The 16,470-nt window shown below is 68.4% G+C and carries 15 protein-coding genes and 1 pseudogene; 3 read left to right on the forward strand and 13 right to left on the reverse strand.

The window, feature by feature from the left end; translation table 11 throughout:
- The first annotated feature begins 57 nt into the window (after positions 1 to 57).
- Positions 58 to 1,545: a hypothetical protein gene (locus ACJ8AT_RS03765; RefSeq protein WP_407736152.1), complete on the forward strand. Its 1,488-nt coding sequence runs from the start codon at positions 58 to 60 to the stop codon at positions 1,543 to 1,545.
- Between the two features lie 23 nt (positions 1,546 to 1,568).
- On the forward strand, positions 1,569 to 2,165 hold the full coding sequence (locus ACJ8AT_RS03770; RefSeq protein WP_407736153.1) for a hypothetical protein: 597 nt from the start codon (positions 1,569 to 1,571) through the stop codon (positions 2,163 to 2,165).
- A gap of 120 nt (positions 2,166 to 2,285) precedes the next feature.
- Here ACJ8AT_RS03770 and ptsP read toward each other — a convergent pair whose 3' ends face one another.
- The 11 genes from ptsP to ACJ8AT_RS03825 form a co-directional block, all read right to left on the reverse strand.
- Positions 2,286 to 4,052 (reverse strand): phosphoenolpyruvate--protein phosphotransferase, encoded by a 1,767-nt coding sequence (gene ptsP, locus ACJ8AT_RS03775; RefSeq protein WP_407736154.1) that lies wholly within the window; start codon positions 4,050 to 4,052, stop codon positions 2,286 to 2,288.
- A gap of 40 nt (positions 4,053 to 4,092) precedes the next feature.
- Positions 4,093 to 4,371, reverse strand: a complete 279-nt coding sequence (locus ACJ8AT_RS03780) for an HPr family phosphocarrier protein (protein WP_407736155.1) — start codon at positions 4,369 to 4,371, stop codon at positions 4,093 to 4,095.
- A 25-nt stretch (positions 4,372 to 4,396) separates the two neighbouring features.
- Positions 4,397 to 5,167: a PTS system mannose/fructose/sorbose family transporter subunit IID gene (locus tag ACJ8AT_RS03785; protein WP_407736156.1), complete on the reverse strand. Its 771-nt coding sequence runs from the start codon at positions 5,165 to 5,167 to the stop codon at positions 4,397 to 4,399.
- Positions 5,164 to 5,880, reverse strand: a complete 717-nt coding sequence (locus tag ACJ8AT_RS03790; protein ID WP_407736157.1) for a PTS sugar transporter subunit IIC — start codon at positions 5,878 to 5,880, stop codon at positions 5,164 to 5,166. The genes ACJ8AT_RS03785 and ACJ8AT_RS03790 overlap by 4 nt, the downstream gene beginning before the upstream one ends.
- Positions 5,881 to 5,884: 4 nt before the next feature.
- The gene (locus ACJ8AT_RS03795) at positions 5,885 to 6,370 is read right to left on the reverse strand and encodes a PTS sugar transporter subunit IIB (RefSeq protein ID WP_407736158.1); all 486 of its coding nucleotides are present in this window, start codon (positions 6,368 to 6,370) and stop codon (positions 5,885 to 5,887) included.
- Between the two features lie 33 nt (positions 6,371 to 6,403).
- Positions 6,404 to 6,826 (reverse strand): PTS sugar transporter subunit IIA, encoded by a 423-nt coding sequence (locus ACJ8AT_RS03800; protein WP_407736159.1) that lies wholly within the window; start codon positions 6,824 to 6,826, stop codon positions 6,404 to 6,406.
- Positions 6,827 to 7,128: 302 nt separating this feature from the next.
- Positions 7,129 to 8,049, reverse strand: coding sequence for an NAD+ kinase (locus ACJ8AT_RS03805; RefSeq protein WP_407736160.1), 921 nt, complete (start codon positions 8,047 to 8,049; stop codon positions 7,129 to 7,131).
- Positions 8,050 to 8,056: 7 nt separating this feature from the next.
- Positions 8,057 to 9,055 carry an SPFH domain-containing protein gene (locus ACJ8AT_RS03810; protein WP_407736161.1) on the reverse strand — a complete coding sequence of 333 codons (999 nt, stop codon included), beginning with the start codon at positions 9,053 to 9,055 and terminating at the stop codon, positions 8,057 to 8,059.
- Between the two features lie 103 nt (positions 9,056 to 9,158).
- Positions 9,159 to 10,109: a hypothetical protein gene (locus tag ACJ8AT_RS03815; protein WP_407736162.1), complete on the reverse strand. Its 951-nt coding sequence runs from the start codon at positions 10,107 to 10,109 to the stop codon at positions 9,159 to 9,161.
- Positions 10,109 to 12,763 (reverse strand): TonB-dependent receptor domain-containing protein, encoded by a 2,655-nt coding sequence (locus ACJ8AT_RS03820; protein WP_407736163.1) that lies wholly within the window; start codon positions 12,761 to 12,763, stop codon positions 10,109 to 10,111. Before ACJ8AT_RS03820 ends, ACJ8AT_RS03815 begins: the two co-directional genes overlap by 1 nt.
- Positions 12,764 to 12,855: 92 nt before the next feature.
- The gene (locus ACJ8AT_RS03825; protein ID WP_407736164.1) at positions 12,856 to 14,445 is read right to left on the reverse strand and encodes a methyl-accepting chemotaxis protein; all 1,590 of its coding nucleotides are present in this window, start codon (positions 14,443 to 14,445) and stop codon (positions 12,856 to 12,858) included.
- Positions 14,446 to 14,685: 240 nt separating this feature from the next.
- On the opposite strand from ACJ8AT_RS03825, the gene ACJ8AT_RS03830 reads away from it, so the two are divergent.
- Positions 14,686 to 15,336 carry a class I SAM-dependent methyltransferase gene (locus ACJ8AT_RS03830; RefSeq protein WP_407736165.1) on the forward strand — a complete coding sequence of 217 codons (651 nt, stop codon included), beginning with the start codon at positions 14,686 to 14,688 and terminating at the stop codon, positions 15,334 to 15,336.
- 24 nt (positions 15,337 to 15,360) lie between these two features.
- On the opposite strand, the gene rapZ is transcribed toward ACJ8AT_RS03830, so the two are convergent.
- Both rapZ and ACJ8AT_RS03840 read right to left on the reverse strand, forming a co-directional pair.
- Positions 15,361 to 16,224 (reverse strand): RNase adapter RapZ, encoded by an 864-nt coding sequence (gene rapZ / locus ACJ8AT_RS03835; protein WP_407736166.1) that lies wholly within the window; start codon positions 16,222 to 16,224, stop codon positions 15,361 to 15,363.
- Positions 16,221 to 16,470: pseudogene (locus ACJ8AT_RS03840) on the reverse strand (HPr kinase/phosphorylase); the annotation flags it as partial. The gene rapZ and the pseudogene ACJ8AT_RS03840, both read right to left, overlap by 4 nt.

Here is a 16,470-nt window from a genome sequence, read left to right on the forward strand (position 1 = left end):
TCGCCCCCACTCGGAGCTTTCCATAGCCTGGACCTATGCTCCTGAGGGAGGTGCTCCATGAGGCTGCGGCAGGTGGGCGCGGTGGTGTTGATGTACCTGACGGCCTGCGCGGGCACTCCCCGCGCGCTGTACCCGGAAACCGACCCAGCCGAGGCTGAACTGGCGGCAGTGCGCTACGAACTGCACGTGCTCACCGCAGACAGTGGGCGCTCCGAGCCGGTGGAGGTGAACACCGAGGACTTCCAGCGCGCCATGAGGGTGTTGGCGCGGGAGTTCCGCCCGTCCGCGCAGCCTGCGGAGACGGCGCACTGGTTGATGGAGGGCTCGCGTCAAGCGGACCTGCTGGCGGAACTGGAGCACGGGCGCGTGGTGCGGCTGATGCCGATGGAGGACGGCAGCCCCCTGGAGGCAGGCTCGGCAGCGGAGCTAAGGCGCAAGTACCTGGGCCTGTGCCAGCAGGAGTACGGCGGAGGCGACTGCCTGGGACTGCTGGCGGACGGGCCCACTCTCACCCGGGAGGACGTGCGCACCCTGGGGCTGGCGCTGGCGTTGAAGGACGTGCTCAAGCAGACGCGCGTGGCGCTCAAGGGCATGGTGTCTCCTCAGGCGCTGATAGGGATGATTGTGTGGTCGTGCTGCGTGTACCTCACGCTCTGGCTGCTACCTGAGCCCGCCTCTAAATTGGTGGCCGCCGGATTAACGCTGGCGCTGCTGGCGTGGCTGCCGGTGCACACGCTGTGGGGGATGATGGATGGCTGGGGCCGCCTGGTGCACGACGTGGATCGGGCTACCTCCTTTGAGCAGGTGCAGGAGGCCAGCGCGAAGTTCAGCCAGGTGCTGGGGGAGAATACAGCGCACGTGCTGGTGATGGTGGTCACGGCGGTGCTGGCGGGGGGCGCGGCGAAGTTCACCGCCCAGTTGCCCAAACTGCCGGGCTACGCGCAGGCAGTGACTCAGGCCGAGGCGCAGGGCTTGAGTCTCGCGGGGGCCGACGAGGTGGAGGCGGTGGCTGCCGCCGAGAACGAGACCTTCACCCTCATGGTGCGCCGTCCCGGAGGACGCGCAACTGCGGCGGCGGAGGAAGCGGCGGAGGGACGCGAGGGTGTCACGGTCATCATCCGCCACCAAGGCGGCAACCGGCAGGTTCTCTTCAACGGTCAGCGCTGGCACGTGTCCGCCAACAGATCCGTCAGGGACATCCCGGCGAAAGACCCTGTCGGGGATGCTCTGGCGGCGGCGGCCCAGCGCCTTAGGCAGGCCTGGAGCCGTGATGCTCTAAGACCAGCCCAGCGCAACGCCATCAACAAGGCGCGCGAGGCGGGCGAATATCTACGAGCACGCTTGATGGAGCGCATGTTCCGAGGGCAATGGGTGGAAGAGCAACTGAGCCTTGAGTTCACGAACCTGAAGTGGAATCCAACCGGTGTTGATGCAGTTGATCCGGTGACGGGGCTCAAATACGAGATTCTTACCGGGACGGACTGGAACATGCAATTGCACGGGCGGAGGATGGCCGAAGAGTTCTTCCGGATGATTACCTTCTGAGCCAGGCGGCACCCAGGGGCACCATGATCACGTTCCGCAACCGTGAAATCGCCAATGAGCAACTTGTCCTGGATAGTAAAACCGAACTCTATTATTTGGGACCCGCGCTGACGCTGAGGAACTGCACTCTCGTCGTGAAGGTCCCCAGGAAAGCGCTGGTGGTGAACCAGGTTCGTTTGATCGACTGCACCATTGAGGTGGCACGGGTGCTGAAGAACTTCGGGTGGGACTCAGTCCACCTGAAAGGCTGCCGGTTCAAGGGGCGCTTCGTCGGCAATGACTTTGGGAATTGGCGGGACGCAACCCAAGCAACCATTGTGGATTGTGACTTCAGCTCCGCGCACGTGGATCAGTGTCGGTTCCTCCACTGCGACGTTCGTACGCTGCGTTTCCCCCCTTGGCCGTACTTCACACTGTTCGCCCCCGCGCGCAGGGCCGCCGAACTGGCCGCGCTTCCCTGGCCCGGGAAGTACGGGCGCGTTATTGCGCAATCGATCGCGGAGGAACCGCCTTCAACCGTTGCCTTGACTTATGCGGCCCCAGACCTCGCGAAGTTCTGCGGCACCACCCCGGAAGCCATCAAAGCGCTCATCGAAAAGCTGGACGGCGTGTATTACTGAGCCGCCCCGCGTCCATCGCGCAACTGATCCAGATGCAGCCCCCATTCCATGCACTCACCACGGATCCTTCCAGTCGTGGGCGGGTGGCGGCCACCCCAACAAGAAAGGTGGCCGCGCCGCTCAGGGCTCCGCGGAGATGAAGCGCCGCTCCATCTCCGTGCGGATGTAGCGCTCGATCTCCTCCGCCGTGGTCAGCTCCATGGCGGAGTTGAGCAGCGCCACCGCATCCGCGCGGCTGGCGCTGCGCAGGATGTTCTTCACCACCGGGATCTGCCCCGACGTCATCGACAGCTCGTCGAAGCCCAGCGCCAGCAGCACCAGCGAGTAGATGGGGTCTCCCGCCATCTCACCGCACATGGACACCGGGATGTTGGCCGACTTCGCCGCGCCGACGATGTTCTGGATCGAGCGCAGCACCGAGAGGTGCAGCGGCTTGTAGAGGTAGGCCACGTCCCGGTTCTGGCGGTCGATGGCCAGCGTGTACTGGATGAGATCGTTCGTCCCGATGGAGAAGAAGTCCGCCTCCTGGGCGAGCCGGTCCGCGATCAGCGCCGCGCTCGGCGTCTCCACCATGATGCCCACCGAGAAGCGCTTGCCCATGGGCACCCCCGCCCGGCTCAGCTCCGTGCGGCAGTGCTCCAGCTCCGCGCGCGCCTCGCGCAGCTCGCTCATGCCGCTGATCAGCGGGAACATCAGCCGCAGGTTCCCGTGCGCGCTGGCGCGCAAGAGCGCCCGGAGCTGCGCCCGGAACAGCTCCCGGTGGGCCAGGCAGTAGCGGATGGCCCGCAGGCCCATGGCCGGGTTGGGCTCCTTCTCGTGCTTCACCTTGGTTGGGACCTTGTCCCCGCCCAGATCCAGCGTGCGGATGGTGACAGGCCGCCCGCCCATCGCCTCCAGCACCTGCTTGTAGGCCCGGTAGTGCTCCTCCTCGGAGGGCACCGTCTTCCGGTCCAGGAACATGAACTCCGTGCGGTACAGCCCGATGCCCTCCGCCCCGTGCGCCAGCAGCGAGGGGATCTCCTCCAGGAACTCCATGTTCCCGTTGAGCCGGATCCGGTAGCCGTCCGCGCTCGTCGCCGGCAAGTCCTTGGTGCGCAGGGCCAGCTGCTCGCTGGCCTGCTGCACGCGCTGCGCCTCTCGGAACAGGGCGAGCTGATCCGGCGTGGGGTTCACCAGGATGACGCCGCTCGAGCCGTCCAGCGCCACCAGGTCTCCCGGGGAGATCTGCTCGCTGGCCTTGCCCGCGCCCACCACGGCGGGAGTCTCCCGGGCGCGGGCGACGATGGCGGTGTGGCTCGTCTGGCCGCCCAGATCCGTGATGAAGCCGGCCACCCGCCCGCTGCGAGCCATCATCGCCGCGTCCGAGGGAGCCAGGTCATGCGCCACGACGATGGCCTCGGCGGGGATCTCCACCTCCTCGTCCACCACCTGGCCCATCAGGTTGCGCACCACGCGGTCGGCCACGTAGTCCACATCCGAGCGCCGCTCGCGGAAGTACTCGTCCGGGATGTTGTCGAACAGGTGCTTGAGCTTGCGCGCCACCCGCCGCACCGCCCACTCGGCGTTGATGCGGTCCTCCACGATCAGCTTGTCCACCTCGTCCACGAGCATCGGGTCGTGCAGCATCAGCCGATGGGCCTCGAGGATGAGCGCGTGGTCATGCCCCTCCGAGCGCGTGATCTGGTCCTTGAGCTCGGCGAGCTGGCGGTCCGACAGCTCCAGCGCGGTGCGCATGCGCATGCGCTCGGGCTCCACCTCCGCCTCGGCCAGCCGCAGCTTGGGGGTGCGCACCCGCTTGCGGTCCAGGATGAAGGCGTGCCCTACCCCGACGCCGGGCGAGGCGCCGATGCCTTTCAAGTTCAGGGTGGGGGTACCTGGCGAGCTCACGGTTCCTCGTTCATCCGCGGCAGAGCATACCCTGCCGCGCCTATTGGCCCTCTCCGAAGCGATCGTTGATGAGCTTGACGATCTCCGCCAGGCAGGCCTCCGCGTCCTCGCCCTTGCAGGTGAGCTTCACCTTGGACCCTTGCCCCGCCGCCAGCATGAGCACTCCCATGATGGACTTGGCGTTGGCCTTCTGGCCCTGGTGCTCGATGGACGTCTCGCACTTGAAGCGGTTGGCCACCTTGACGAGCTGCGCGGCCGCCCGGGCATGCAGGCCCAGTGCGTTGATGATCTCGTACGTGCCTTCAGCGACGTTAGCCATGTGCGGCTCCACTCCCCCTCGTCATCTAGAGAAAGGCCCCCGCCGCGCACGCCAGGCCCGCGGCAAGGTACAGCACGACGTAGTTGGGCACCCGCTGTTGAACGAGCACATAGGACACCACCCCCAACGCCAAACAGCCAGCCACCAGGAAGGGCGCATGGTCCCCTCCCGCCGTCCGCCCCAGGTCCACCGAGAGCCAGGCGGCCGTGCCCCCGGCGCACGCCGCCGCGATGGAGCGCAGCCGGGCGCCCCGGCTAGGCAGGTTGGCGCGGGCCACGGCCTCCACCAGCCGGTCCCCCAGCTCCAGGCCCAGCCAGTAGAAGCGGGCGCGCAGGGTGAGGTGCACCAGGTTGTAGAGGAACAGGAAGAGCAGGGCCGCCCACGCGTGCAGCAGGGGCACCAGGGCGGCGCACACCGCGCCCACGGCCGGCTTGAGCGACAGCCAGAAGAACCCATCCCCCAGCGCCGCCAGCGGGCCCATGAGCGCGGCCTTGAAGGCTACCACTTTGTCGGGCGTCTCCTCGCCCCGGGCGATGCGCTGCTCGTGGTTGAGCACCCCGCCGACGATGGCCGCCGCCACGTACGGATGGGTGTTGAAGAAGACCAGGTGCCGCTGCACCGCGGCCTCCTGCTCCTTCTTCTCCGGGTAGAGCTGCTCCAGCGCCGGGAAGAGGCTGTAGGCCAGCCCCAGGTTCTGCATCCCCTTGGGGTTCCACGAGGCCTGCAGCGCCAGCGAGCGCAGGAAGACGCGCAGCAGCACGGACCGGCTGAGGGTAGGCGCGGGCACGGAGCTCATCGGCGCTCCTGGTAGGTGCGGAGGATGACCACCAGGATGACCACCAGCGCGCCCAGGCTCGCGTACAGGGGCGCGCGCTTGGCGTGGCTGCCCTGCGCCGCCAGCGCCGCCGCCACCGAGGCCATGGCCGGAAACGCCCACGCCAGCCCCCGGAGCAGATCCAACGGCAGCCGCTCCATCCACGGCCCGAGGAAGAAGCCCAGCACCGCGCACCCAGCCGTGGCCAGGGCATAGACCAGGAAGTGCGGCCACATGCCCCACAGGTTCTGCCGCACCGCGCGAGAGAGGTTGCCCGCCTCGGCCGAGGCCATCGCCACCCGGGCCAGCCGCGCCATGTACCCCTCGAGCAGCCGATCCACGTACCGCCCCGCCCGGCCCAGGCCAATGAAGAGCAGCACGGCGACGGACCAGATCGCCTGCGTGGAGCCCGCGCCCGTGGCCGCCGCCATGGTGGCCGCCGCCGCCGCCGTGCCCGTGGCGGACACGGTGTCGTTCTCCGGCAGCGAGGCGCCCAGGTTGGCGGTGCCCAGGTAGAACAGCTCCAGCAGCATGCCAATGTAGAGGCCCGAGCGGACATCTCCCAGCAGGGCGCCCATGATCGTGGCGGACACCAGCGGCCGGGAGAGCATGGCCTGCAGGAACGCCTTGCGCTCCACGGCCACCACGCCGCCCCAGAGCCCCGCGAGCAGCACCTGGGTCCAGCTCACGCTCACGCGCTCACCCGCCCTTTGCCCAGCGCTCGGTCAGCTCCCCCAGCTCCAACGACTTCTCGGAGGGCACCGCTCGCGCCTCTACCCGCACGCCCTTGTCCGCCAGCCCCGTGAGCGCCTGCACCTCCGCCTCCGCGAGGAACACGGACGGAGACACCTGCCGGCGACCGGCTCCAAAGTGCACGTTGCCCAGGTTGAGGTGGTCCATGGCCAGCCCGTGCGCGAAGGCGAAGGGCACCGAGGCCACATCCCTGAGCAGCACCAGGGTGCGCACCCCGTCCTTGGAGACGGAGGCGAAGTCCACCTGGGCCAGGGGAAGAATCTGAACTTCGATGGCGCTCTGCACCGCCAGCGCCATGGCGGCGCGGATGAGCGGACTGGAGGCGGCCTCGTCATCGGCCACGACGACGCGCTGCACCTTCAGGTGCGGCAGCCAGGCCTCGACGACCTGTCCGTGGATGAGGCGGTTGTCGACCCGGACCAGGGTGATCACGGCTGTCTCGAATCGCCTAGGGACGCACGCGCGTCAAGTTCGCGGCGACTGCTGGGCCTCACGAAGCAGGGCGGAGGCGCAGGTGATGTTGCGCTGCCCATACGAGGCCAACAGGCTGGCCATCTCCGGCAGCGGCAGGTGCTCGTCGCGCAGCGAGTTGGCCTTGAGGATCATCGGAAGGTTCACGCCGGCGAGGACCTCGAGATTCCCCCGCTGACACATCATCAGCGACTCCTTGCAGGGGGTACCTCCGAACAGGTCGGCCATGACGATGACACCTTCCCCGTCATCGACCCGGGCCACCGCCTGCTTCATCTTGGCGCGCAGGTCCTCGACGGACGTGCCCGGCTCGATGTTGCATGTGGCCACCGAGGGCAACTTGCCCACAATCTGCTCGGCGGTGGCGACCAACTCTTCCGCCAGACGCCCGTGAGATGCGACGACGAGGCCAACCATATTCACTCCTCACCACCCCCCGGGCTTGCGTCCTACGCCTGATTCCAACGGCGTGCAACCCCGGTGAAAGGTTCCGCGTCCCGCCACCTGTTACAGACTACCCTCTTATCTCGAAAGGTAAGAACGCACCCAGTTTTACGCCCACCATTCCTCGCCCCGTGGGACAAGGCGCCGTTACCCACCGGACGGGGGAGCACCTCCCCAGCTTCCCACATTCTGTAGATGCCGGGACATGACTAAAGGTTCAGCTCGGAGCCGATTTTCCGGCCCTTGCCTATTGGCTGGCGGGCGGGCAGGCGGCCTCAGGACACCACGAGTCGGGCCCGTTGCGCCGCTGGGAGGACGTGGGCGGTAGCCCCCGCGTTGAAGACCAGGAAGTCCTCCTCCACGCCATCGCTGAAGATGACGCCACCCAAGGGCATGCGGGACTCGAGCACCAATTCCCGCTCGGAGGAGACGAAGCCGCTGATCAGGCTGGCGGAGGAGTGGCGGCTGATGAAGGGCTCGCGCACGACGAAGGCCAGCCGAGGGTCCTCCCAGCCCATGCGCCAGGTATTCCCCGGCACGCCACCGGCGGCGGTGGTGAGCCCGCGGGCCAGGTTGAAGACCGACGAGAGCCACCCGCTGGAGCCCGCTCCGGTGGAGACGATGACCCCGCTGGAGGACTGGGACTCGGCCGTGTCCCCGTAGCGCAGCATGTAGCGGGCGGAGACGTGCGTGCGCGCGCCGAGAAACAGGTCATTGAAGGCCAACAGCCGCTGCCCGTCGTCCAGGCGAGCCTCGGCCAGCGTTACCTCGCGCACGCTCGCCTTGCCCTCCAGCGTCCGCCACACCGCCGCGCGAGCCCCGTCCACGCCAAACGGCAGCAGCACCCCGTCGAAGCGCGAGGGGTCCGGGTTGATGCCCACCAGGGGCTGGCCGCTCACATACTTGGCCACGTTGGCCACCAGCCCGTCCTGGCCCACCGCCACCACCACCTCCTTGCCGGTGAAGAGGAAGGTGGGCACCAGCGAGCGGTCCACCTGCTGCACCGGCAGCCCGAGCGCCAGGGCTCCATGGAGCCCCTCCAGCGCCCGGCGGTAGGTGTCATCCTCGCGGGCGTAGTCCTCGAAGTCCTGCCCGGCGTGCTCCAGGTAGAAGCGCGCCTGAGCGCGGGTGTTCAGCCGCTCCACCAGCTCCGCCAGCCGCGTCTTCCGAGTGACGAGGACAATCTTCTCGAACATGGTTCCCTCACCGGCTGGCCCGCGTGCGCTGCGGCTCGGCGGGCGGCTCGCGCTGCGAGGGGCCCAACAGCCCGCTCAGCAGCTCCGGAGACATGTTCAGCTCGCCGATCTTCTGCGCGTTCTCCGCCATCTCCCGGAAGGCCAGGGCGATGTTCAGCTTGGGATCGTTCCCGCCGCCGTTGGCCGCCATCAGCGTCTTCCAGTCCACGTCGCGCACGGGGGCCAGCACCTTCTCCAGCGCATAGGCCCGAGCGTCCGCCGCCTGGCGCTCGTTCTGGCTCCAGCGCTCCATGAGCGCCCCGCGCTGCTCCTCCACGGCGATGTCCGCCGCCATCTTCGCCTCGCGGATCTGCCGCTGCTTTGCCTCCACGGCCAGCTCCGTGGCCAGCTCGCTCTCCTTGATGCGGCGCTCCTGCTCCACGGCGGCGTTGCGGCGGGTGTAGATGGCCTCGTCCGCGCGGCGCTGCAACCCCTCGCGGGCCTCGGCCTCCAGCGCTCGAGCCATCTCCGGCGTGGGCCGCACCGAGAGCAGCGAGAAGCCCATCACCTCCACGCCCAGCAGGCGGATGGCCTCCGAGCTGCCCAGCGCCGCGAGCACCTGCGCCTCCACCACGTCCGAGCGCCCGAGCACCTCGCGCAGCCCCATGCCCTGCACCACCGTGCGGGCGCGGACTTGAGCCACCTGCACCAGCCGCTCCTCCAGCTTCTCCGGATCATGGGAGAGGTACCGCCCCGAGGGAGCGATGGAGTAGTCCAGCAGCGACGCCAGCCGCTTCGGATCCGCCACCCGGTAGGTGAGCTGCCCCTGGAGCGTCACCGCCTGGAAGTCCTGGGTGATCTCGTTGAAGACGAAGGGCACATCCGCGCTCGCCAGCGGCACCGCCACCAGCGTCGTCGTGGGCGCCCAGTAGAGGAAGGACAACCCGGGCCCCTCCCGCCTCACCTTCCCGTCCTGGAACTGGATGACGTACGTCGTCGGCGCAGCCTTGATGTACCGGATGGGCATGACCCGCTCCCCTTTTGTGTTCTTCTTACACTAACTTAGTGTCTCAAAAACACATTCGCAACGTAGATGAACGCGCACAGGGAGCAACGGGGTGGGAGAACCGCTACTGGAAGAGCACTTCGCGCCGCTCCCAGCTCGTGCCGCCGCGCCCGTCCCGGACGACGACCCAGAGGGTGGACCGCTCGGTCTTCTCGGGAGGCTCGCGCCAGAAGGACTGGGGCCCGACGTTGTCGGGCGAGGGATCCCGAGGATCGTACTGTCGGGTGACGTCATGCCGCCAGGAGCCCGCGTCGGTGAACCAGGCGAACCGGAGCCGCTCGCGCTGGAGCTCCGTCTCTCCGCTGAACCCCCGGTCGTTGTAGAACTGGGACTCGGACTCGTCGAAGAGCGGTTCGATCTCGTGCTCGCAGACCCGGACGAGGCTCTTGTCCTTCGCCTCGACCTCCTTCTTCTTCTCGTCCGGGCAGGCTCCGTAGGTGATCGTCCTCGGCGTATCCGGGAGCCAGTCGGTACCATCCAGCGTGAGGCCCTTCACCACCGGGTTCCGGTTGGGCTCCTGCCCTTCTGGCAGCACCGCGGTCACCGCCACCTCCTTGACCGCCACCAGCTCACCCTGGTCCGAGCTGACCGAGAGCTCCATCTGGATCTGCGCCGCGGGGATGTCGCTCCCGGAGCCCAGCAGGCCCACCACGTCCGGCGGGACAGGGAGGGTCAAGCCGACCGAGGAGAGCGGCATGCTGTTGCTCGGGAGCCGGAGGGTCGAATCGCCCTCGGGGCAGCGCTTGTTCTGGGCATCGCCCTCGTTGCCATTGGAGAGCGCGGGGAGGAGGCAGGCGGCCCAGCTCACCTCGGCGGCGCCGAGCGGATCCGCCGGGTCCACCACCAGCGCCAGCGCCTTCACGGAGTCGGGGAGCGCGGTTCCACCGGCCAGCTCCGGCGGATCGACCTGAATGGCGAGGATCCGGCGATCGATGACCTCACTCGAGCGCTGGAAGTCATAGGAGCAGGCCGTCAGCGCCACCAGCGTCACGAGAGGAATCAGACGGGCGGACATCAGAACTCTCCCTTCATACCGAAGGTCGGAAGCAGGGGCAGCCCCCGGATCGGCGCGTTCTCGCGATAGCGGTAGTCCCAGAGCGTCCCCTCCGGATTCGAGGCGTTGTAGATGTTCTGGACGTCCAGGTAGGCGGACAGCCTCCAGCGCTCGAACGTCCAGAGCTTCTCGGCCCGGAGATCAAGCTGGTGGAAGGTGACGCCTCGGGCCGAGCCCGGCACGCCCTCCACCGGGAAATAGCGCCCGGTGTCCGCGTTGTAGGTGCTTCCCGAGATGGGCGTCTCCGGCCGTCCCGTGGTGAGGCGGAACCGCATCCCCAACTCCCAGCCCCCCACCAGCTTGTAGGAGCCCACCAGCGTGAGGATGTGCGTCTGATCGAACTCGACCGGGGCGTAGACCTTCGCGTCCTCGTCCCACTGCACGGACCGCGAGAGCGTGTAGGCCACCCAGCCATAGAAGCGCTCGGTGAGCTCGTGCTTGAGCAGCAGCTCCATGCCGTAGGCCCGGCCATGGCCCCGGTTGTTGTAGAGCTCGGGCTCCTGCTGGCCGTTGCGCTCCACGAAGTCCTGGGACGAGACGACGAGGTGATCTCTCCAGTTGTAGAAGCCCTGGAGATCCAACAGCACCAACTGGCTGAGCTTCCACTCGATGCCCCCGGCCGTCTGCCGGCTGCGCGGCAGCCCCAGCTCCGGGTTGCCGAACGTGGGCGCGACCTGCGCGGGTTGAGGCGCCTGCCGGTACAGTCCCACCGCGGCCTTCGCGGTGAGCGTGTCGGTCAGCTCGTAGCGCGCCGCGAGCCGAGGCTCCAGCGAGCCTCGCGTGCCTCCGGGGAGCTGATAGGCCTCGAACCGGAGCCCGGGAACGAGCTTCAGGTGCTCGAGCGGCAACCACACCGCCTCCCCATAGGCCGCATACGTGGACACGTTCACGTGCTTGCTGACGACGCGCGGCGGCGGCGGCTCGGTGTCCTCCGGCTTGGCCACCTGGGGGAACTCGAAGTGCACGTCGTAGTTGGCGACGTTGATGTCAGTGCCCGTCTCGACGGAGAGCCCCTTCACGAGTTCCTTCTCGGCGGCCCCTCGCACGTTCACATCGTGCGAGGTGATCCCTCCCTTGAACACGGTTCCAATCTGGAAGTTGAAGGGGGTGATTCCGATCGTCGGCGCCAGCGAGAGCTTCCATCCGGAGTCGGTCAGCCGGTTCCACCCCAGGCGAAGCCGGTGGAAGGCCTGGTGCGTGTCCAGCGAGAAGGGCTGGGTCTCCTCCGAGCCGCTCTGGGAGATGGCCAGACTGTCGCTCGAACCGAACGCGAGGACCTCGAGCCGGTCCTTCCCGAGCTTCAAGTCATAGCGAGCCTGGTAGTCCCAGTAGACCGGCGAGGCCACGGTCGTCGCACCGCCAGGGGAACGGAAGGCCTCCAGGACGGGAGGCAGCAACAGATCGATGTAGCTGCGCCGCGCCGAGACCGCGAGCGTGCCGTAGTTCTTCGTCTCGCTGAGCGGGGACTCCAGGTAGAAGCCCGAGTTCAGCAGGTTGATGTCCACGAGGCCGTGCAGCCGCTTCGGCTCGGGCGAGTTGACGCCCACGTCCACGATGCCGGCGATGGCTCGCCCGTACTTCGCGCCGTAGGCCCCCGGGAAGAAGTCGATCCGGTCGATAAAGGACGCGTTGATGACCGAGGGGCCACCCGCGAAGTGGTAGAGCAGCGGGATGGGCACCCCGTCGATCATCACCTGGGTGTCCTCCGGCTGAGCGCCTCGCACCAGCAGGGCTCCCGAGATGTAGGGAGCTCGCGCCATGCCCGGCATGTTCTGCAGCACGCGCAGCGGGTCTCCGAAGGTGCCCGGCACGGTCTGCAGCTCCTGCTTCTGGAGCGTGCGCCGGGCGACCTCCTTCTTCTCCCGGGCACCCACCACCACCGTCTCGAAGCCGCTCTCCACCTTCTTCCAGAGGTACGCGGTGAGATCCGTCACCTCGCCCTCGCGCAGCTCCTCCGTGGTGAGGAACTTCCGGTGCTTCGGCTCGGAGATCTCGACCTTGATGCGCCCAGGCACCACTCCGCGCAGCTCGAAGCGGCCCTCCTCATCCGTCTCCGCCGTCAGCCCCTGCTCGGGCAGGTACACCGTGGCGTTCGCGATGGGATCCCGCGTGCCGCGCTCGACCACCCGGCCGCGGAAGTTCACGGGCTTCTCGACGACGGCCGTAGGCTCGGGGGGTGGCGGCGGCTTCGGCACGAAGTGGTAGACGTACTCGATGCGGACCGGCGCTGGCTTGCCATCCACCTCGGCCGGGGAGAACTCGAGCTGCAGCACGGCCTCGCGCGCCGCCGCATCGAACTCCGGCCCGGCCGAGCGCGTCACCTCCGCCTGCGTCACCTTGCCCGTCTCATCGATGTCGATGGTGAAGGCCACCTCCGCCGCCTCGCCTCGGGCGAGCGCCTCGGGGGGATAGACCGCCTCGACGAACTTGAGGAGCTCGGGCGCCTTCGTGAGCTGCGGAGCCGATGGCGGGACTCCCGCGTCCTCCGGCTCCCGGTGGATACCCTGGTCCTCCTGGGCGCCCGCGCTTCCCGCGAGCAGCGCACAGACGACGAGGACCCATCGAGCCGCGCGCCCACAGCCGCGGCGCCCCACAGAACGGAAGTGAACGAGCATTCTCAGGTAGTGAGCTCTTGCAACGCGGTGAGCAGTGGCCGGCCCCGACGGACCCATGCTCATCCACGGGTCTCATCCCGTCAAGCTGCCACTCAGGCGCGATAGCGCGTCACCACCTCGGTGAGCTTGCGGGACACCTCGTCGAGCATCACCGCCGCGTTCTTCGTCAAGTCCAGCTCCTTCTCCGTGTCCTCCATCATCATGGAGAGCTCCGTCACCGCGCCGAGGATCTGCGCGATGCCCAGGTCCTGCTGGCTCACGGCGGCGACGATCTGCCGGACCGCGGTGGTGTTGTCCCGGATGAGCGAGGACAGCTCGCGCAGGCTCTCGCCCGTGGCGCGCACCTGCTCCAGCCCGCTCTGCATCCGCTCGGCGTTGCGCTGGGTGATGCTCACCGTCTCCGTCACGGCGTGGCCCACCACCTCGAGGATCTCCCGGACCCTCAAGGTGGCCTCGATGGACTGGTCCGCCAGCGAGCGGATCTCCCGCGCCACCACGCTGAAGCCCTTGCCGTCGGCGCCGCTGCGCGCCGCCTCGATGGCCGCGTTGAGCGCCAGCATGTTGGAGCGGTCCGCCAGGTCCTTCACCGTCTTGGTGATGGCGCCGATCTGCTGGGTGGTCGTCCCCAGGTTGTGGATGCGCTGGGCAATCTCCTGCACCTGGGCGCCCAGGTCCGCCAGCCCCGAGACGCCTAGGGCGATGGAGGCCTCGCCCGCCCGGCCGAGCGAGTCTGCCTTCTCGGCCACCCGGAGCACCGTCCCCGCCGTCTCGGCCGCCAGCGAGGAGGTCTCCCGCAGTTGCTCCACCGTGAGGCGAGTCTCATGCAGCGCCGCCGCCTGGGCGCTGACCGTGTCCTGCTGCTGCTCCGCGGAGTGGCGCATCCGCGTGGCGGACTCGGCCAGCGTGCCTCCCGAGGCGCGCAGCTCGTGGTGGATGGTCCTCAGCCGCTCCACCATCTCGCGGAAGGCATCGGCGAGCTGGCCCACCTCGTCCCCGGAGCGGACCGGCACGGGGAGCGTCAGGTCTCCATGCTGGCTGATCTCCCGCGCCACCCCGGTGAGCGCCCGGAGCGGGTGGACCAGCGAGCGCCTCAGCCCGAAGGCCAGCAGCAGCGCCACGGCGATGCAGCCCAGCACCCCGCCCGCGAAGATGAGCGCGCCGCGCCGGAAGTTCGACCGCAGCTCCCAGAAGGACGAGAGCACCGAGTCCGCCTCGTCCCTCGCCATGGACTCCAGGAGCTGCTCGAGCACCCGCGTCTTCTCATGGAACTCCGTGGGCAGGGCCTGGGGATCTCCCTGGCCGTGGGCGGCGATCAGCAGGCGGCCCAGGCCCAACGTCTCCTTGAAGCGCCTCTGCACGTCCGCGAGCCGGTCCGCCGGATAGCCCCTCTCCCGCAGGGAGGTGATCCGCGCGCCGAAGCTCTTCTCCAGCGTGTCGAGCTCATCCTGCGCCTGGGCCTGGGTGCCGGTGACGTTGGAGGCCAGCAGGACGGCGGTCTGCTGGTGGATGGTCCTCAGCTCGAAGAGCGCCGTGGCCATGGTGAAGGAGCGCTCCAGCGAGGACTGCACCCCTCGCGTCAGCCGGTAGGACGAGACGATCTGCGCCCCCCCCAGCACCGCGAATGCCACTACAAGCAGGCCGAACGACACATACAGCCGCCGGCCGATACTGGCCCTCATCATTCTTCCAAGCGTCCTTCGAACAGGGAGGCCAATGCAATAGGTAGGGCTCCATTCTCGCTGTAGGCGTGCCTGCTCCCTCGTCCGCACGGCCGCTCTCTCCTCAGTGATCCGCGGCCCCGGAGGCTTTTCGACCCAACGCAGAGCGTAGTGCTCGTGCCGTGGCCTCTGCGTGACACCCGAGGGGCCCCGGTTCCCCCCTATCTCGCCCGAGAGCCCGTCCGATTTAAGGTACGGCTCCTCATGGCCCCCCCGAGCAACGAGGAGCACGTCAGGCAGGTGTACGGAGAGATCGCTCCGGCGTACGAGGTCCTCTTCCCCTCCCTGCACCGCTACGAGGACCGGGTGGAGCGGTTCCTGGCGTCGGCGGTGACGCCGAGCTGCCGGGTGCTCGACGTGGGGTGCGGCACGGGCTTGCTTACTCGGACGCTGGACAACTCGGTGGAGGTGGTGGGGTTGGACCTGTCACCGGAGATGCTCGAGCTGGCGCGGCAAGGCCGGCCCTCGGCCACCTGGCGCGTGCACAGCTACCACGAGCCCATTCCCTCGGAGCTGGGGCGCTTCGATGTGGTGCTGGCCATCGGCTGCCTGGACTTCTGCGATGACGTGCGGCTGGTGCTGAACCACTTCGCCTCGGCGCTCAAGCCCGAGGGACGAATGCTCTTCACCGTGCTCGAGCGCCGGCCGGGGCTGGATGGGCACGAGGTGCCTCGGCGGCAGGTGAAGACGGCGGGGCCGGCGGTCTGGGTGTCCTTCCCCTCCTTCGAGGAGACGGCCTCGGCGCTGGCGACGGCGGGGCTGCTGCCCTACGGCTACACGCACGCGCCCGGCTGGGTCCACCTCATGGAGCAGCGGACCATGTACTTCGGCTGGTGGGAGGTGGGGCGGCGCTGAGGACGGCAGGCCTCGAGGGCCGCGCTACTCCTTCTCGATGTCGCGGTCCCAGAGCTGGATGCGGGGGATCTCCTCCTGGAGCTGCCGCGTCAGCTCGGCCGCGATGGCCACCGAGCGGTGCTTGCCGCCGGTGCACCCCAGCGCCACCGTGAGGTACGCCTTGCCCTCCTTCTGGTAGCGCGGGAACAGGAAGCGGCAGAGGTCCACCACCTTCTCGAGGAACTGCTGCGTCTCCTCGCGCTCCAGCACGTACGCGGCCACCTTCGGGTTCTTCCCCGTCAGCCCCTTCAGCTCGGGCACGAAGTAGGGGTTGGGCAGGAAGCGCACGTCCAGCACCAGGTCCGCCTGCGGCGGCACGCCGTGCCGGTAGCCGAACGACATCACGGACAGCGAGGGGCCCGTCGCCGGCTCCGGGCTGAAGCGCGCCTGCACCATCCGCTTCAGGTCATGCACGTTCAGCGCGGACGAGTCGATGACCTGGTCGGCCAGCTCGCGCAAGTCCCGCAGCTCCTCGCGCTCGGCGGCGATGCCGTCGGCCACGGTGCCGGTGGGGGCCAGCGGGTGGCGGCGGCGCGTCTCGCTGAAGCGGCGGATGAGGCTGTCATCGCTCGAGTCCAGGAAGAGCACCTCCACCTGGTGGCCCGCGCGGCGCACCTCGTCCAGCACGCGCGGCGCCTCCTTGAGGAAGATGCCCTCGCGCACATCCACCACGAGCGCCATCCGCTCGATCTGGCCGCTGCCGGCCAGCTCCGTCAGCTTGGGCAGCAGCAGCACCGGCAGGTTGTCGATGCAGAAGAAGCCAGCATCCTCCAGCGCTCGGATGGCCGTGGACTTACCCGAGCCGGACATGCCGGTGATGATGACGATGTGCTTTGCGGGGGCGCTCACTCGACCTCTTCTCCCAACGTACGACGCATCGCACCGTCAGCGATAGCACGGTTGAGCCGCTCGGCGAACTCCCTCGCCGAGTGGTGCCCCTGCAGCTTGAGCAGGTGATTGCGCGCCGCCACCTCGATGATGGTGGCCATGTTGCGGCCCGGGCGCACCGGCACCACCGACAGCGGCACGTTCACCCCGATGATGTCCAGGAACCGGTCCTCCACGCCCAACCGATCGTACTCCTGGATCGGGTCC

This window comes from Hyalangium sp. (assembly GCF_045802625.1).
GTDB lineage: Bacteria > Myxococcota > Myxococcia > Myxococcales > Myxococcaceae > Hyalangium.